At 70.7% G+C, this 16,396-nt stretch carries 11 protein-coding genes; 10 read left to right on the top strand and 1 reads right to left on the bottom strand.

Annotated features, from left to right (window positions below; all coding sequences use genetic code 11):
- Positions 1-1,196: 1,196 nt before the first annotated feature.
- The 4 genes from HNR73_RS02935 to HNR73_RS02920 are packed head-to-tail and all read left to right on the top strand — an operon-like array spanning position 1,197 to position 4,747.
- Entirely contained in the window at positions 1,197-2,429 is a 1,233-nt protein-coding gene (locus tag HNR73_RS02935) for a MurT ligase domain-containing protein (protein WP_184785624.1), read from the top strand.
- Positions 2,419-3,180 carry a type 1 glutamine amidotransferase gene (locus HNR73_RS02930; protein WP_184785623.1) on the top strand — a complete coding sequence of 254 codons (762 nt, stop codon included), beginning with the start codon at positions 2,419-2,421 and terminating at the stop codon, positions 3,178-3,180. The genes HNR73_RS02935 and HNR73_RS02930 overlap by 11 nt, the downstream gene beginning before the upstream one ends.
- Positions 3,181-3,221: 41 nt before the next feature.
- Positions 3,222-3,998, top strand: coding sequence for a cytochrome P450 family protein (locus HNR73_RS02925; RefSeq protein WP_184785622.1), 777 nt, complete (start codon positions 3,222-3,224; stop codon positions 3,996-3,998).
- Positions 3,995-4,747 (top strand): isocitrate lyase/PEP mutase family protein, encoded by a 753-nt coding sequence (locus tag HNR73_RS02920; RefSeq protein WP_184785621.1) that lies wholly within the window; start codon positions 3,995-3,997, stop codon positions 4,745-4,747. The genes HNR73_RS02925 and HNR73_RS02920 overlap by 4 nt, the downstream gene beginning before the upstream one ends.
- A gap of 48 nt (positions 4,748-4,795) precedes the next feature.
- On the opposite strand, the gene leuS is transcribed toward HNR73_RS02920, so the two are convergent.
- Positions 4,796-7,630 carry a leucine--tRNA ligase gene (gene leuS / locus HNR73_RS02915; RefSeq protein ID WP_184785620.1) on the bottom strand — a complete coding sequence of 945 codons (2,835 nt, stop codon included), beginning with the start codon at positions 7,628-7,630 and terminating at the stop codon, positions 4,796-4,798.
- Between the two features lie 572 nt (positions 7,631-8,202).
- Between leuS and HNR73_RS02910 the strand changes: the two genes are divergently transcribed.
- From HNR73_RS02910 to HNR73_RS02885, 6 genes are all read left to right on the top strand, one after another.
- A complete protein-coding gene (locus HNR73_RS02910) occupies positions 8,203-9,159 on the top strand; it encodes an AAA family ATPase (RefSeq protein ID WP_184785619.1) in 957 nt (318 codons plus the stop codon).
- A 3-nt stretch (positions 9,160-9,162) separates the two neighbouring features.
- Entirely contained in the window at positions 9,163-10,494 is a 1,332-nt protein-coding gene (locus HNR73_RS02905) for a DUF58 domain-containing protein (RefSeq protein WP_184785618.1), read from the top strand.
- A complete protein-coding gene (locus tag HNR73_RS02900) occupies positions 10,491-12,869 on the top strand; it encodes a transglutaminase TgpA family protein (RefSeq protein WP_184785617.1) in 2,379 nt (792 codons plus the stop codon). Before HNR73_RS02905 ends, HNR73_RS02900 begins: the two co-directional genes overlap by 4 nt.
- Positions 12,870-13,221: 352 nt before the next feature.
- Positions 13,222-14,673: an APC family permease gene (locus HNR73_RS02895; protein ID WP_239122073.1), complete on the top strand. Its 1,452-nt coding sequence runs from the start codon at positions 13,222-13,224 to the stop codon at positions 14,671-14,673.
- The gene (locus tag HNR73_RS02890) at positions 14,670-15,683 is read left to right on the top strand and encodes an acetamidase/formamidase family protein (protein ID WP_184785616.1); all 1,014 of its coding nucleotides are present in this window, start codon (positions 14,670-14,672) and stop codon (positions 15,681-15,683) included. Before HNR73_RS02895 ends, HNR73_RS02890 begins: the two co-directional genes overlap by 4 nt.
- A 3-nt stretch (positions 15,684-15,686) precedes the next feature.
- Positions 15,687-16,352, top strand: coding sequence for a GOLPH3/VPS74 family protein (locus HNR73_RS02885; RefSeq protein ID WP_184785615.1), 666 nt, complete (start codon positions 15,687-15,689; stop codon positions 16,350-16,352).
- Positions 16,353-16,396 lie beyond the last annotated feature (44 nt).

The raw sequence follows: 16,396 nt of genomic DNA, 5'->3' as shown, positions 1-16,396 counted from the left end.
CGATACCCGGGATCGCTTTGGACGCAAGGGATCAAAGCGCTCCGGGCGGGCGGACACACCCCGGGAATGGCCCGATCGGCGGAATGGGCGCGAGCGGGCGTGGCGGGCGCTCGCGGATCGCGGGAGGGGGTGGGAGAGGTGCGGGGAGCGGGGTGGGGAGGGATGTGGAGGAAAACGCGGGAGGGAAGTGGAGGGCGGTGTGGGAGGAGAGTGGGGGCGCGTGGGGAGTGGGGCAGGGACCGGCTGTCCGCGGCCCGGGCCGAAGAGGCGGTTCCCGCGGCGCCGTGAGCCCTCGCCGCCCAGGACCCGGCTCACGCGGCCGGGGCACGCCACCCCGCCCCTGCAACCCGGCGCCTGTTCGTGGCGAGGCTCCACCGCCCGGCCCTCGACTCGCACATCCGTGAACACGCGCCGGCCGCGGGCTCGGCCTGCGCCTGCCACGGCGCCGCCGTCGCACGGCTCGCCCGCCCATGCGCCGACCCCACCCCGACGCGCCCAGCCTCACCCATCCGTGAGCCCTCGCCATCCGAGGCCCGGCTCGCACACCCCGCGCGTCACCCGGCGCGAGAGCGAGGTGAGGGCGGTGGCATGCCGCCAAGCCCACGTGGCCCCGGCTCGCGCCCGGAGACCCCACCGCACGAAAGCGGGTGAGGCGTCCGTACGCCTCCCCATCTCCCGACGCTCCGGCTCGCACACCCCGTGGACACCGCAATCCCAGGACTCGCTTCGCCCGCGCGGGAGGAAATGGGCATTGCCGACACGGGCGCTCAGCCCGCCCTCACTCGCTTCGCCCGCGCGGGAGGAAATGAGGGCCGGCAGCACGCTCTCCGCCGCCCGAGCGCTCGGCTCGCCGACCTCGAGGCCACCACCACGCGCGAGTCCGGGCGACGAAAGCCCTCTCCACCACCCCGGGGCTCGGCCCGTGCCTCCCGCAGACCCCGCCATCTGAGGCCCCGCTTCGACACCGCCGCACACCCCGTCCCACTCCGTGCGTCCCGCACACCCCACCGCGCGCTCACCGACCGGTGCACCCTCGCCGTCCCGCCCACCCGCCTGTCCCCACCCCGGTGACCCCGCCCACTCCCTCTCCACCTGAGTCCTCTTATCCCGCCTTATCCCGCCGTCGGGCGGCCGTCCGGCCGTCGTGTGTCAGACTTCCCGTGGCATCACGACGCCTCTTCGAAGGACCGGTACCGATGACGAACCTGTCGCCCCGAGCACGACTGGCGACCGCCCTGCTCCGCACGGCCGCCACCCTCTCTCGCGTGAGCGGTCGCGGCGACGGCTCCGTCATCGGCGGACGCGTCGGCCTCAAGGTCGAGCCCCGTCTCCTGGCCCTCCTCGCCGAGAACCGCCAGGTCGCGCTGATCTCCGGCACGAACGGCAAGACCACGACGACCCGTTTCACCGCCGCCGCCCTCGGCGCGCTCGGGCCGGTCGCCACCAACAGCTTCGGCGCGAACATGCCGACCGGCCACACCACGGCCCTGGCGAAGGCCCCCGAGGCCAGCAACGCCGTCCTGGAGGTCGACGAGCACTACCTGGCCCAGCTGCTGCTGGAGTCCAAGCCCCGCGTCGTCGCCCTGCTGAACCTCTCGCGCGACCAGCTCGACCGCGCGATGGAGGTCGGGATGCTCGCGGAGAAGTGGCGCACGGCCCTCACCGCTCACCCCGACGTCCACGTCATCGCCAACGCCGACGACCCCATGGTCACCTGGGCCGCGCAGGCCGTCCCGCGCGTGACGTGGGTGGCCGGCGGCCAGCGCTGGCAGGAGGACTCCTGGGCCTGCCCCGAGTGCGGCAAACGCCTCGACCGCTACGGCGAGTACTGGCGCTGCACGAACTGCGGTCTCACCCGCCCGTCGCCGCAGTGGTCGGTGGACGGCGACCAGGTCGTCGACCCGACCGGCCAGCGCGCGACCCTGAGTCTCCAGCTGCCCGGCCAGGTCAACCGCAACAACGCCGCGACGGCCCTGGCCATCGCGGCCGAGTTCGGCGTCCCGCTCACCGAGGCCGTGCCGCAACTGTCGAAGGTCCGCTCGATCGCCGGCCGTTACGCCGTGGTCCGCCGCGACGGCCGCCGCGCCCGCCTGCTGCTGGCGAAGAACCCCGCGGGCTGGCTTGAGGCCTTCGACATGCTCGACCCGGGCGTCCCGGTGACGCTGTGCCTCAACGCGCGCGAGGTCGACGGCTACGACACCTCGTGGATCTACGACGTGGACTACTCCCCCGTCCTGGGCCGCCAGGTCCTGGTCACCGGCGACCGCCGCTTCGACCTCGCCGTCCGTCTCCAGGTGAACGGGATCGACTTCACGGTCGTCGACAACTTCGCGGCGGCCCTCCGCGCGGCACCGGAGGGCAACGTCGAGGTCATCGCCAACTACACCGCCTTCCAGGACATCCGATCGGAGTTCGACCGTGTCAACTAGGCCGTCGCTGAGCACCCTGCGCCTGGTCTGGCTGTACCCGGACCTGCTGTCGACCTACGGCGACCGGGGCAACCTCCAGGTCCTGGCCTACCGCGCCATCGGGCGCGGCATCGACGTCGACATCGTCGAGGTCACCAGTGACAAGCACATGCCGACCGAGGGCGACATCTACCTCATCGGCGGTGGCGAGGACGGCCCCCAGGCGCTCGCGGCCGACCGGCTCCGCGCCGACGGAAGCCTTCCCCGCGCGGTGAACAAGGGCGCCGTGATCTTCTCGGTGTGCGCCGGGTACCAGATCATGGGCACCAGCTTCATGGCGAAGGGCGAGCAGCACGCCGGACTCGGCCTGCTCGACATCCACTCCCAGCGCGGCGACAAGCGCGCGGTCGGTGAGCTCGCCGGGCAGATCGACCCGCGGCTGCACGTCCCGACGCTGACGGGCTTCGAGAACCACGGCGGCCGGACCTTCATCGGGCCGAACGCCGCGCCGCTGGCGAAGGTGACGCACGGGATCGGCAACGACGGCACGACCGAGGGCGCGTGGGCGGGCCGGATCATGGGCACGTACCTGCACGGGCCCGCGCTGGCCCGCAATCCGCTGCTGGCCGATCTGCTGCTGAGCTGGGTGACCGGTTCGCAGCTGGTGCCGCTCGACGACACGTGGCCGACGGCGCTGCGCAACGAGCGGCTGGCGGCGGTCAATCCGAAACAGTTACCTCCGGACGCGAACAACGCCATGGAGCTGATGTAGTTCGGCGTGCGCCGAAGTGTCCCGGACCTAGGGTTCGGGGCATGGAGACCTTCACCGTCACCGATCCCGAACGGATCGCCGCCGTCCTTCACGACGAGCGTTTCACCGTGGTCCCCCCGCGCGAGGACGAGTCCGGCGGGCTGGCGTGGGTGCGCCGTAACGTCGGCCGTTTCGCCGAGGGCGAACCGCATCGCCGGAGGCGGGCCCTCGCCGTCGCGGAGATCGCGGCGCTCGATCCCACGGCGTTGCGGACGGCGGCGCGCGACACCGCTGCCGGGTTGCTGGTCGCCGGTACGCCGCTCGCGGAGTTGCCCGGGGAGGTGACCGCGCGGGTCCTCGGCGAGGCTTTGGGCGCCACCGATCTCGACGCCTTCGCCGCCGCGGTACCGGTCGTGGCGGCCGGGTACCTCACCGGCGGTGAGCCTTCGGCGGAGACCGACGCGGCCGTCGAGGTGCTGCGGGCTCAGCTCGGGCCCGGCGGCGACGAGGAGGTCGCGGCACGTGTCTCGCTGCCGCTCCAGGCCTACGCGGCGACGGCGAAGCTGGCCGCGACCGCGCTCGGCTTCGCCTCGGCGCCGGGTCCGGTCGAGGAGGCGGTGGACCTGGCCTTCACCGAGGACCGGCCGGTTCCGGTGCTGCGCCGGATCTCGGCGGCCGACACGGTCGTCGGCGGTGAGACGATCCCGGCGGGCGCGGAACTCGTGCTGAGCCCGATCACGCGGGAGACCGCGTTCGGGACCGGACGGCGGCCCTGCCCGGCCGAGGCGCAGGCCGTGGCCCTGGTCGCGGGGATCGTCGAGGCGGTGCGGGCGCGATGACCTCCTTCGCCGAACTCCACGTCCCCGGGAAACCCCTGCTCCTGCCGAACGCCTGGGACTACGCGAGCGCCGCCGTGCTGGCCCGGTCCCATGCCGCGCTGGGAACCACGAGCCTCGGCGTGGCCGTCGCGGCCGGGAAACCCGACGCGGCCGGGGTGACCCGCGACGAGAACACCGCCCTCGCCCGGAGCATCACCCGCCTGCCCGTCCACGTCACCGTCGACATCGAGAACGGCTTCTCGGAGGACCCCGGTGAGGTCGCCGCCCACGTCGCCGAGCTCGCCGAACTGGGCGTCGCGGGCGTCAACATCGAGGACGGCCGCGAAGACCGCCTGGTCCCCGACGCGCACATGGTCGCCGTCATCAAGGCCGTGAAGGCCGCCGCGCCGGGCGTGTTCGTCAACGCGCGCACCGACACCCACTGGCTGAAACTGGCGCCGCTCGCCGAGGCGCTGCGCCGGGTGCGTGTCTACGCCGAGGCCGGGGCCGACGGTGTCTACGTGCCCGCGCTCGACGACGAGCGCGAGATCGAGGCCGTCGTCGCGGGAGCCGGCGCCCCGCTCAACCTCGTCTACGGACGCCACTCCCCCACGCGGCTGGCCGAGCTGGGCGTCGCGCGGATCAGCACCGGGTCGCTGCTGTTCCGCGCGACCCTGCACGCCTTGACCGCGACGATGGCCGCGGTCGCCGACGGGACGGTCGACGCGGGACTGTTTCCCGGCTACGGCGAGGTCGCCGGCCTGGTGTGACGGAAAGGGCCGCCGGGGTTTCCCCGGCGGCCCTCGTTCTCACGCGGTTCAGGCGACGATCGAGACCATCCGGTCCGCGATCACGATGACCTTGCGCGGCTCCTTGCCGCCCAGGGCCGCCACGACCTTCTCCTCGGCCAGCGCGGCCTCGCGCACGGCCTCCTCGGTGGCGCCGGCGGCGACCTCGACCCGTCCGCGCACCTTCCCGTTGATCTGCACGGGATAGGTGACGGTCTCGACGACCAGGTAGGCCTCGTCGGCCTCCGGGAAGTCGGTGTTGGCCAGGGAGCCGCCGTGCCCGATCCGGTTCCACAGTTCCTCGGCGATGTGCGGCGCGATCGGCGCCGTCATCAGGATCAGCGGTTCGGCGATCGCGCGGGGCACCTCGGCCAGGCCGGTCACGTGGTTGTTCAGCGTGATCAGCTTGGCGATCGCGGTGTTCAGCCGCAGGTGCTCCATGTCCTCGCGCACACCGGCGATGGTGTGGTGCAGGATCTTCCAGGTCTCCTCGGCGGGTTCGGCGTCGGCGACGCGCACCGCCCCGGTGTTCTCGTCGACGACGTTGCGCCACAGGCGCTGCAGGTAACGCTGCGAGCCGACGACGGCACGGGTGTCCCAGGGGCGCGACGCCTCCAGCGGGCCCATCGACATCTCGTAGACGCGGAAGGTGTCGGCGCCGTACTCGTCGCACATCTCGTCGGGCGTGACGACGTTCTTCAGGGACTTGCCGATCTTGCCGTACTCGCGCTCGACCCGCTCGCCCTCGTAGAAGAAGTTCCCGTCGACCTCCTCGACCTCGGCCGCCGGGACGTACACACCGCGCTTGTCGGTGTAGGCGTACGCCTGGATGTAGCCCTGGTTGATCAGCTTGTGGAAGGGCTCGGCCGTCGAGACGTAGCCCAGGTCGAACAGGACCTTCTGCCAGAAGCGCGCGTACAGCAGGTGCAGGACGGCGTGCTCCACACCGCCGACGTACAGGTCGACGCCGCCGATGTGCCCGCCGTCGCGCGGCCCCATCCAGTAGCGCTCGTTGTCGGGCGAGACCATCTCGTTCTCGTCGCCGGGGTCGATGTAGCGGATCTCGTACCAGCTCGACCCGGCCCAGTTGGGCATCGTGTTGGTCTCGCGGTGGTACTTCTTCGGCCCGTCGCCCAGGTCCAGGGTGACCTCGACCCACTCCGTGGCGCGGCCCAGGGGCGGCTCGGGTGCGGTGTCGGCGTCGTCCGGGTCGAAGGTCTTCGGGGAGAAGTCGTCGATCTCGGGCAGCTCGACCGGCAGCATCGACTCCGGCAGCGCCACCGGCATGCCTGTCTCGTCGTAGACGATCGGGAAGGGTTCGCCCCAGTAGCGCTGGCGGGAGAACAGCCAGTCGCGCAGGCGATAGTTGATCGCGCCGACACCGGCGCCCTTCTCCTCCAGCCACGCGATGATGCGGGCCTTCGCCTCGACGACGCCCAGGCCGTCCAGGCTGACACCCTCGGCGCTGGAGTTGATCGCCGGACCCTCACCGGTGAAGGCCTTGCCCTCGAAGCCCTCCGTCGGCTGTACCGTGCGCACGATCGGCAGCTCGAACGCCTCGGCGAAGTCCCAGTCGCGCTCGTCCTGTCCGGGCACCGCCATGATCGCGCCCGTGCCGTAACCGGCCAGGACGTAGTCGGCGATGAAGACGGGGACTCGCGCGCCGGTCACCGGGTTGACCGCGAAGGACCCGACGAACACGCCGGTCTTGTCCTTGGCGCCCTCCTGGCGCTCCACGTCGGTCTTCGCGGCGGCGAACTTGCGGTAGGCGGCCACGGCCTCGGCGGGAGTCGCGTGCCCGTTGGTCCACACCTCGTGCGTGCCCTCGGGCCACGCCGCCGGTACCAGCCCGTCGACCAGCTCGTGCTCGGGCGCCAGGACCATGTACGTCGCGCCGAAGATCGTGTCCGGGCGGGTCGTGAACACCCGGATCGGGGCCGCGGACGTGCCGAAGTCGATGTGCGCGCCGACCGAGCGGCCGATCCAGTTGCGCTGCATCGCCTTGACCGGGTCGGGCCAGTCGACGCCCTCCAGGTCGGCCAGCAGACGCTCGGAGTAGGCGGTGATGCGCATCTTCCACTGGCGCAGGTTGCGGGTGAAGACCGGGAAGTTCCCGCGCTCGCTGCGGCCCTCGGAGGTGACCTCCTCGTTCGACAGCACCGTGCCCAGGCCCGGGCACCAGTTCACCGGGGCCTCGTCGACGTAGACCAGGCGGTGCCCGTCGACGATCTCGCGGCGCTCAACCTCGTCCAGCTCCGCCCACGAACGTCCGCCGGGCACCGCACGGGTGCCGTCGGCGAAGGACGCGACCAGTTCCTCGATCGGGCGAGCGGCGTCGGCGGCCGGGTCGTACCAGGAGTTGAAGATCTTCAGGAAGATCCACTGGGTCCACTTGTAGTACTCGGGGTCCGACGTGGCGAAGGTGCGCTTGGTGTCGTAACCCATGCCCAGGCGGCGCAGCTGGCCGCGGTAGCGGGCGATGTTCTCCTCGGTGATCCCGGCCGGGTGGCGGCCGGTCTGCACGGCGTAGATCTCGGTGGGCAGACCGAAGGCGTCGTAACCCATCGGGTGCAGCACGTTGTATCCGGCCATGCGCTTGTAGCGCGAATAGCAGTCGGTGGCGATGTAGCCCAGCGGGTGGCCGACGTGCAGTCCCGCACCCGAGGGGTAGGGGAACATGTCCATCACGAACAGCTTCTCGGCCCCCGCGCGCGGATGGGAGGGGTCGGACAGCGGTCCTGACGGGTTCACCGCGTCGAAGGTCCCGTGCTGCGCCCAGTGCTCCTGCCAGCGGGCCTCGATGGAGTTGGCCAGGCCGGCGTCGTAACGGTGCGGGGGAATGTCGCCGGGATTGACGTCATTCATGGTCTTGTCACCTCAACAGACAGGTCGATTCAAGGGCATAAAAAATCCCCTCGCGCAGGAGGGGATGCCGTGCCGTCGCGGAATGAGCCTCGCGTCAGCACGGCCTACTAAGGAGCAGCCGGGCCGCCTTCATGCGTGCAGTGTAGCGCGCGGCGACCAGGGCCTCTATCCGGAATGCGGCCCCGCGCCGCGCCCCCTGCCGGCCGGTCCCGGGCCCCGTCCGCGCGCCCCCCGAAATCCGGTCACCGCGCGTAGGCTTTCCCGGGGGCCCCGAACCCCTGCCCCACCTGGGATCTCACGCCGAGCGACCCCTTGATCGCAGCTGGTCGCGACCTTTCGGTTGTCGCCCAACTCGTTATGAACAAATGACCGCTTCGGCGTTTCATCTTCCTGGGTGGTTGCTGACATTATTCAGAGAAGTCCGTACGGGGAGGACGGCTGGCGCGGTCATGGCACGCTGCCCCCCATGAAACGGCACGACGACTACCTGTGTCCGTCGCGCCCCGTGTCGAGGAGGCCGAATGACCGTTCATCCCACCCGGAGCGGCCAGTGGCAGGATCTTGGAGCACCGATGGCACTGCACGAGTTCAAGGCGGCCGCCGACTCCGTGGTGGCCAACATCGAGCGCGTCATCGAGGGCAAGAACGCGATCGTCCGGCTGTCGCTCGCGGTGCTGCTCGCCGAGGGCCACCTGCTCATCGAGGACGTCCCCGGGGTCGGTAAGACCAAGCTCGCCAAGGCCCTCGCCCGCTCGATCGACTGCACCGTCCGGCGCATCCAGTTCACGCCCGACCTGCTGCCGAGCGACGTCACCGGTGTGTCCATCTACAACCAGGACACCCACGACTTCGAGTTCAAGCCCGGCGCCGTCTTCGCCAACCTCGTGGTCGGTGACGAGATCAACCGCGCGTCCCCGAAGACGCAGTCCGCCCTCCTGGAATGCATGGAGGAGCGGCAGGTCACCGTCGACGGCCACAGTTACCAGCTGCAGACGCCGTTCATGGTGATCGCGACGCAGAACCCCATCGAGATGGAGGGCACCTACCCCCTCCCCGAGGCGCAGCGCGACCGCTTCACCGCACGCGTCGCGATCGGCTACCCCGACACCACCGCCGAGCTGGAGATGCTCAACGTGCACGGCGGCGCCGACCCGCTCGACGAGCTCGGACCGGTCGTCGACGCCGACGTGATCCGCCGGATGATCAACACCGCCCGGCACGTGCACGTGTCCGACGCGGTGAAGCAGTACGCCGTCGCGCTCGTCCACGCCACCCGGGAGGCACCCGACCTTCGTCTCGGCGCCAGCCCGCGCTCGGCGCTCCAGCTCCTGCGCACGGCCCGCGCCGTCGCCGCCCTCGAAGGCCGCGAGTTCGTCCTGCCCGACGACCTCCAGGCCCTCGCGGTACCCGTCCTCGCCCACCGCCTGCTGCCGACCTCGGAGGCACAGCTCGCGCGCCGCACCACCGACGCCATCGTCGCCGACCTCGTGCACCGCCTCCCCGTGCAGCGCGCCGGTCACGGCAGGTAGCTCATGAGGGAGTCGCTGCGTGGTCTGACGACCCGGGGCAAGGCCTTCTTCGCCGCGGCGGTCTCGATCGGGCTGGTGGCCCTCGTCGTCGGCGAGAAGGACCTCATGCGCGTGGCGGCGCTCATCGCCGCCATGCCGTTGCTGTCCGCCTTCGCCCTGACGCGGACCCGGTACAAGCTGATCAGCGCGCGGGTGCTCGACCCGCAGCGCGCCGAGGTCGGGCACAGTGCCCGCGTCGTGCTGCGCCTGCGGAACTCCGCGCGCATGCCGACCGGCACGCTGATGCTGGAGGACCGGCTGCCCTACGCCCTTGGGTCACGCCCGCGCCTGGTGCTGGAGCGCCTGGCGGGGCTGATGGGCAGTTCGGTGTCGTACACCGTCCGCGCCGAAGCGCGCGGGCGCTACGACGTCGGCCCGCTCGTGATCCGCATGACCGACCCCTTCGGACTGTGCGAGGTCACCCGTTCCTTCCCCACCACCGACCGCCTGACGGTCACCCCGAAGATCACCGCGCTGCCGCACGTCCGCCTCACCGGCGAGTACGCCGGCAGCGGTGAGAGCCGTTCACGGTCGGTCGCGGTCCACGGTGAGGACGACGTCGCCACCCGCGAGTACCGCTACGGCGACGACCTGCGCCGGGTCCACTGGCGTTCCACGGCCCGCGCCGGCGAGCTGATGGTCCGCCGCGAGGAACAGCCGTGGGAGAGCCGGGCCACGGTCCTGCTGGACGTGCGCGGCGCCGGGCACCGGGGCGAGGGCCCCACGTCGAGCTTCGAATGGGCGGTGGCCGCGACGGCGAGCATCGCGCTGCACCTCAAGGGTGCCGGCTACAAGCTGCGCATGGTCACCGAGACCGTCGACCTGGACGGGCAACTCGGCGGCGAGGGCGAGATCCTCGACCACCTGGCCGAGGTTCGCCTGCGCAAGCACGGCGACCTCGACGAGCTGGTCCACCAGGTCCGCCAGGGCGAGCACGGCGGGCTGATCATCGGTGTCATCGGCCGTCTCGACGGCGCTGAGGCCGAGCGGCTGGCGGGACTGCGGATGTCGGGCGCGAGCTGTATCGCGCTGCTCATCGACTCCAGCACCTGGCTGCCGCTGCCTCCCCCGCAGCGGCAGATCGCCGACGAGGCCTTCCACGGCACCGTCCTGAGCCTCATGCGGACGGGCTGGAAGGTCGTGCCGGTCCGGCGCGGCGACGACCTGGCGCACCTGTGGCCGCTGGTCGGGCGCACCGGGCAGGGCTTCGCGATCCGGGCGGCGATGGCCGAGGCCGCGACACACCTCGGCGGGTCGGCGGCGCCCGCGGGACCGACTTCTGGAGGAACGCCATGAACCGGCGCCACAACGTGGCCATGGTCGGCGGTGCGGCGATCCTGCTCGCCACGGCCCCGCTGACGCTGATCTTCGCCGGGCTGTTCGAGTGGTTCCTGCCGATCGTGTTCGCGGTGGCGATCGTGGTCGGCACGGGTATGGGCCTGCGCACGCTGCGGGCGCCGCTCCTCGCGGTCCTGGGCGCGCAGCTGGTCGCGCTCGGGCTGTTCCTGACGTGGACGAGCGCGTCGAAGGGCGCGGTTCTCGGGCTGATCCCGACGGGGGCCACGGCGGGCAACTTCGGGGAGCTGTTCTCCGAGGCGGGGAAGTCGGCGGCCGAGTCGACGATCCCGGTGCAGGACTCGCCGGGCCTGATCTTCGTGGCGGTCCTCGGCGTCGGGGTGATGGCCGTGCTGGTGGACCTGTTCACCATGGGGCTGCGCACGCCCGCGCTGGCGGGTCTGCCGATGCTGGTGCTCTACGTCGTCCCGATGACGGTGATGCAGGAGCCGGTTCCGTGGGTGCTGTTCATCCCGGGGGCGCTGGGCTACCTGTGGCTGCTCCTGACCGACAACATCCACCGGGTCCGCCGTTTCGGCAGGCGCTTCACCGGCGACGGCCGCAACATCGACATGTGGGAGCCCTCGCCGCTGGCGAGCACCGGGCGCTGGCTGTCGGCGGTCGGGATCGTGCTGGCGCTGCTGTTCCCGGTGATCATGCCGGGGATCAACACCGCCGGGCTGCTCGACTCCTTCGGGACGGGCACGGGCGGCAACGGGGACGGGAGCTCGGGCGGCAACGGCGCCACGCGCATCGACCCGATGTTGCAGCTCCGCGGTGACCTCAACCAGTCCGAGACGACCGCGATGCTCCAGGTCACCACGAACGACCCGAGTCCCAACTACCTGCGCCTGTACGTGCTGGACACGCTCACCGGGGACGTCATCAAGCCGTCGGACGCGCCTGACCAGGGCGCCTATCCGGTGGCCGAGGGCATCGCCGGACCGGAGTACGACCCGGCGTTGACGTGGCAGGACTACCAGGCGCAGGTGAACGTGCTGAGCATGAACAGCAGCACGCTGCCCCTGTACGCCGGGACGACGTCGGTGGACATCAACCGGTCGTGGCTGTACAACCCGAGCACCGAGACGGTCTTCTCGAACTCGCGCAACACCGAGGGGCTGACCTACTCCTTCGGTTTCCGGCGCTACAACTACACGCCGGACCTGCTGCGCGAGGCGGCCTCGACGCAGTCGGGCACCGACTTCTACGAGCTCAACACGCAAGTCGAGAACGTCGAGTCGGTGCAGCAGCTGGCCGACCGGCTGACCGAGGGCATGACCAACGACTACGACCGGGCCATGGCGATCAACGACCACTTCTCGATCGAGAACGGCTTCGCCTACCAGAAGACGACCGAGAAGGGTTCGGCCGCGACCGCGATCGAGGACTTCCTGGAGAACAAGCGCGGCTTCTGCGAGCAGTACGCGGCGGCGATGGTGTGGCTGCTGCGTTCGGCGGGCGTCCCGGCCCGCGCGGTCATCGGCTTCACCAAGGGCAACCCGGTCAACGGTTCGCTGGTGGTCACCAACTTCAACGCCCACGCGTGGGTCGAGGTCTGGTTCCCCGGTTACGGCTGGGTCTCCTTCGACCCGACGCCGTCGAGCGGTGTCCGCGGCCCGGTCGACACCCCGTGGGCGCCGGACCCCAACCGCGTCGACGACGAGACCGGCAACAGCAACGGCGGTCCGTCCCAGGACCCGAACAACCCGGCCGGGGGCCCCAGCGGCGGTCCGACCGACTTCCTGGACCCGGCCCTGGGCGACACCGGTGCCGGCGCGGCCGGCGCGGGCGCGGACAAGCCGCCGGTGTGGCCGTACTGGCTCGGTGGCGGTGTGGCCGCGCTGTTCCTGCTGGCGACCCCGTCGCTGAACCGCGCGTCGCGGCGCAGACGCCGGCTGCGGGCCGGTGAGGACCCGGCCGAGGCGGCGCATCAGGCGTGGCTGGAGTTGCAGGACACGCTTGTGGACTACGACTTCCCCGGCGGGCCCTCGGAGACGCCGCGAGGCACCGCCGACCGGCTCATCGCCAGACCGAAGCTCACCGGAGCCGCCGCCGACGGCGTCAGGTTCCTGGCCTCGGCGGAGGAGCAGGCGCGTTACGCGGCGGAACCGCCGCCGAGGCAGGACCTGTCGAGCGCGCTGAAGTCGGTGCGCGCCGAGCTCGGTACGCACACCGGGCGCGGACGCGGGATGTGGATCCGGCTGGCACCGCCGTCGGTGCTCCGCTCGTGGCGGCAGAACGTCTCGCGCGCGGTGGCCAGGACGGTCAACTCCGTCAGCCGCGCACGGATGCGGCTGGCGCGGAAGGTGTCGCGCGGCTTCCGGCGGGCCTAGCGCCACCGGAGCGTGAAAGGCGAGGTCAGGGCGTGGAACCGGGTCGGTTCCACGCCCTGTTCGCGTCCTGCTCCCGACACCGCGCGCATCCGGTGAATCACTCGGTGATCGCACCTTATTCAGTGAATAGAATCCGCCTTCCGGTCAACATCCCTCCGTTCACCTGCCCAGACGTGTCCAGCTTGGACTGTCCATAGCGGATCCTCCAACTTTCCCTATCCGGTAAGTGATAGCTAGATTCAGCAACCGCACGAACACGTTCCGATCCGCGCCACTTCTCACCTGGGAGGACAGCCCAACGGGGGTGGCGCGTTGTCGTGTCTTCCCCCCTCGACAAGAAAGGATCCACTTCGTGACTCACCCCGAAGGGATCGAGAGGTTCGGTTACCGCCAGGAGCTTCGGCGGACGGTAGGTTTCGCCGATCTGATGTTCTACGGCCTCATCTTCATGGTCCCGATCGCGCCGTTCGGCATCTTCGGCAGCGTGTTCCAGGCCGCGCACGGCATGGTCGCGCTCGCCTATCTCGTCGGTATGGCCGCCATGATCTTCACCGCCTGGTCCTACTCGCAGATGGTGCAGGCCTTCCCGATGGCCGGGTCGGTGTACAACTACGCCGGGCGCGGCATCAAGCCGCCGGTCGGGTTCCTGGCGGGCTGGTCGATCCTGCTCGACTACATCCTCGTGCCGTCGCTGCTGTACGTGATCGCCAGCGTCGCGATGAACGGGATCGTCACCTCGGTGCCCGTGTGGGCCTGGCTGGTGGGCTTCCTGCTCCTCAACACGATCGTCAACATCCTCGGCATCAAGTTGACCATGGGCGTCACCCGACTGCTCCTGCTCGGCGAGCTCGCAGTGCTGGCGATCTTCCTGGTCATCGGGATCAACGGGCTCATCGAAGGCCGCGGTGAGGGCTTCTCGTGGGACGCCTTCTACAACAGCGACACCTTCACCTGGGGCGTCGGTTTCGGTGCCGCGTCGGTCGCCGTGCTGTCCTTCCTGGGCTTCGACGGCATCTCGATGCTCGCCGAGGAGAGCAAGGGCAACGCGCGCCAGATCGGCAGGGCCATGGCGGGCGCGCTCGGCCTCGCGGGCCTGCTGTTCGTCGCGCAGACCTGGGTGGCGGCGATGTACGTCCCGGCCGAGAAGGCCGCCGACATCATCGCCAACGGTGACGCCGACGGTGTCGCGTTCTACGACGCCGCCCAGCTCGCCGCGGGCGGGAAGTGGCTGGCCACGTTGACGCTGGCCGCGACCGCGATCGCCTGGGGCTTCGCCGACTCGCTCGTCGCGCAGGTCGCGACCTCGCGTCTGCTGTACGCGATGTCGCGGGACCGTCAGCTGCCGCGTTTCCTGTCGAAGGTGTCGGTGAAGCACGGTGTGCCGACGAACTCGATCCTGCTGGTCGCCGCCGTCTCGCTGGGTGTGGGCCTGTGGGCGGTGGTCGACGCCGACAAGATCGGCGACAACATCGGCACGCTGTCGGGGCTGATCAACTTCGGTGCCATGATCGCGTTCCTGGCCCTGCACGTCTCGGTGGTGTGGCACTACATCGGGCGCCTGAAGAGCAAGCGCTACTTCGCGCACCTGGTGATGCCGGTCATCGGCTTCGGGATTCTGACGGCCGTGGTGATCCACGCGAACCTGGCCGCGCAGATCGTCGGGCTCTGCTGGCTCGGCCTCGGCTTCATCGTCCTGATCACGCTGTACATCATGGGCCGTGGCCCGAAGCTGCCCGCGCCGATCACCGGCGGGGACAGCCCGGAACCCGACAAACGTCCGGCCTTCAGCGGAGAGAGCGCATGACCGAGGTCCACACCTACCGCCCGACGCTCGAACAGCTCGCGTACACCTTCGGTGGGAACCGGGAGCCGGTCCTGCGGATCAATCCCGGCGACGTCCTGCGCGTCTACACCGAGGACTGCTTCGGTGGGGCCGTGCGAGGCGTCGACGACCTGCCGACGCAGGTGTGCACGTTCCCATACCTCAATCCGGTGTCGGGGCCGTTCCACGTCAACGGCGCCGAGCCGGGCGACACCCTCGCCCTGCACTTCGCGTCGATCACGCCCGCGCGCGACTGGGCCGTGTCGTCGACGTTCCCCCACTTCGGCGCGCTGACGAGCACCTCGCACACCGCGACGCTCCAGGCGCCGCTCGAAGAGCGGGTGTGGAAGTACGACGTGGACGTCGCCGCGGGCGTCGTGCGCTACCACGCGCGCAAGTCCGACTTCACCGTCGAACTGCCGCTGGATCCGATGCACGGCACCGTCGGCGTCGCTCCGGGCGCGGGCGAGTCGCGCATGACGATCGTGCCCGACGCGCACGGCGGGAACATGGACAGCCCGCAGCTGCGGGCCGGGGTGACCGTCTACTTCGGAGTGAACGTGGACGGCGCGCTCTTCGCCCTCGGCGACGGGCACTGCCGCCAGGGAGCCGGAGAGGTCACCGGCGTCGCCGTCGAGGCGGCGATGAACACGGTCGTCGTCGTGGACCTGATCAAGGGCGTGAGCACGCCCTGGCCGCGGTTCGAGTCGGACACCGAGCTGATGTCGACGGGTTCGGCGCGTCCACTGGAGGACGCGTTCCGGATCAGCCAACACGACCTCGTCGGCTGGGTCGGCGACCTCACCGGTCTGGAGCAGCTGGACGCCTACCAGCTCGTCGGGCAGGCGGGGCAGGCCCCGGTCGGCAATGTGTGCGACCCCAACTACACAATGGTGGCTAGCGTCGAGAAGGCTTATCTGCCAAGGATCAGCGCGTACCAGGGGACCCACGACCGATTGCGGGGAATCGGCCGCGAGCACGGACGGGAGTAAACGGTGGACGACCGGTTGCCGGTGCGCGACGAGCTGTTCCTGCTCTCACACGAAGAAAGCGGAAAGCCGCTCATCCACGTGCCCTCGCTGTCGGCGGGACTGGCCGGGTCGCTGCTGATCGATCTGGCCCTGCGGGGCCTGATCGACGGCACGCACGGCCGGATCAGCGCGTGGCAGCGGGATCAGGCCGGCGACCGGCCGGCCCCCGGGCTCATCGGCGAGGGCATGGAGGGACAGGCCGTCGCCGAGATCCGGGGAACCGGCAGCACACGTGGTGCCTATGACTGGATCATGACGTGGCACCCCGGGATGTACGAGCGCGTGTGCGCGGAGATGGTCACCGTCGGCGTCCTGATGCCGAAGACGACCCGCCGTCTGGGGCTGCTGCCGGTGACCCGGCACGTGCCCACACAGGAGGCGTACGTGTCGAGGGCACGAGGGGCGCTCCGGAGGACCGTGACGGGCGTGGTGGCGCCCGACGCGGGCTACGCGGCCCTCTGCGGGCTGCTGTACGTGATGCAGCTCGAAGGGGCGCTGCACCTCTCGACGGGCGGAGCGGCGCTGCGCAAGCAGCTCTTCGCCATCGCCGACCGCCACACGCCGACGATCCGCGAGATCCTCTCGGCCGTCGACAAGGCGGTGGGCGAACTGGCCACGGCGGCGTTCTGACCGCGGTGGCCCGACGGATCGGGCAAGGCGGCCGCACCGGCCGC

It is taken from the genome of Phytomonospora endophytica, assembly GCF_014202425.1.
GTDB classification, from domain to species: Bacteria; Actinomycetota; Actinomycetes; order Mycobacteriales; family Micromonosporaceae; genus Phytomonospora; species Phytomonospora endophytica.
This window is presented reverse-complemented; position numbering and strand designations above follow the sequence as displayed.

Excerpts from the sequence above, each read along its gene's own strand:
- HNR73_RS02935 (WP_184785624.1), top strand. The coding sequence starts at position 1,197 with ATGACGAACCTGTCGCCCCGAGCACGACTGGCGACCGCCCTGCTCCGC.
- HNR73_RS02925 (WP_184785622.1), top strand. The coding sequence starts at position 3,222 with ATGGAGACCTTCACCGTCACCGATCCCGAACGGATCGCCGCCGTCCTT.
- HNR73_RS02920 (WP_184785621.1), top strand. The coding sequence starts at position 3,995 with ATGACCTCCTTCGCCGAACTCCACGTCCCCGGGAAACCCCTGCTCCTG.
- leuS (WP_184785620.1), bottom strand. The coding sequence starts at position 7,630 with ATGAATGACGTCAATCCCGGCGACATTCCCCCGCACCGTTACGACGCC.
- HNR73_RS02910 (WP_184785619.1), top strand. The coding sequence starts at position 8,203 with ATGGCACTGCACGAGTTCAAGGCGGCCGCCGACTCCGTGGTGGCCAAC.
- HNR73_RS02905 (WP_184785618.1), top strand. The coding sequence starts at position 9,163 with ATGAGGGAGTCGCTGCGTGGTCTGACGACCCGGGGCAAGGCCTTCTTC.
- HNR73_RS02900 (WP_184785617.1), top strand. The coding sequence starts at position 10,491 with ATGAACCGGCGCCACAACGTGGCCATGGTCGGCGGTGCGGCGATCCTG.
- HNR73_RS02890 (WP_184785616.1), top strand. The coding sequence starts at position 14,670 with ATGACCGAGGTCCACACCTACCGCCCGACGCTCGAACAGCTCGCGTAC.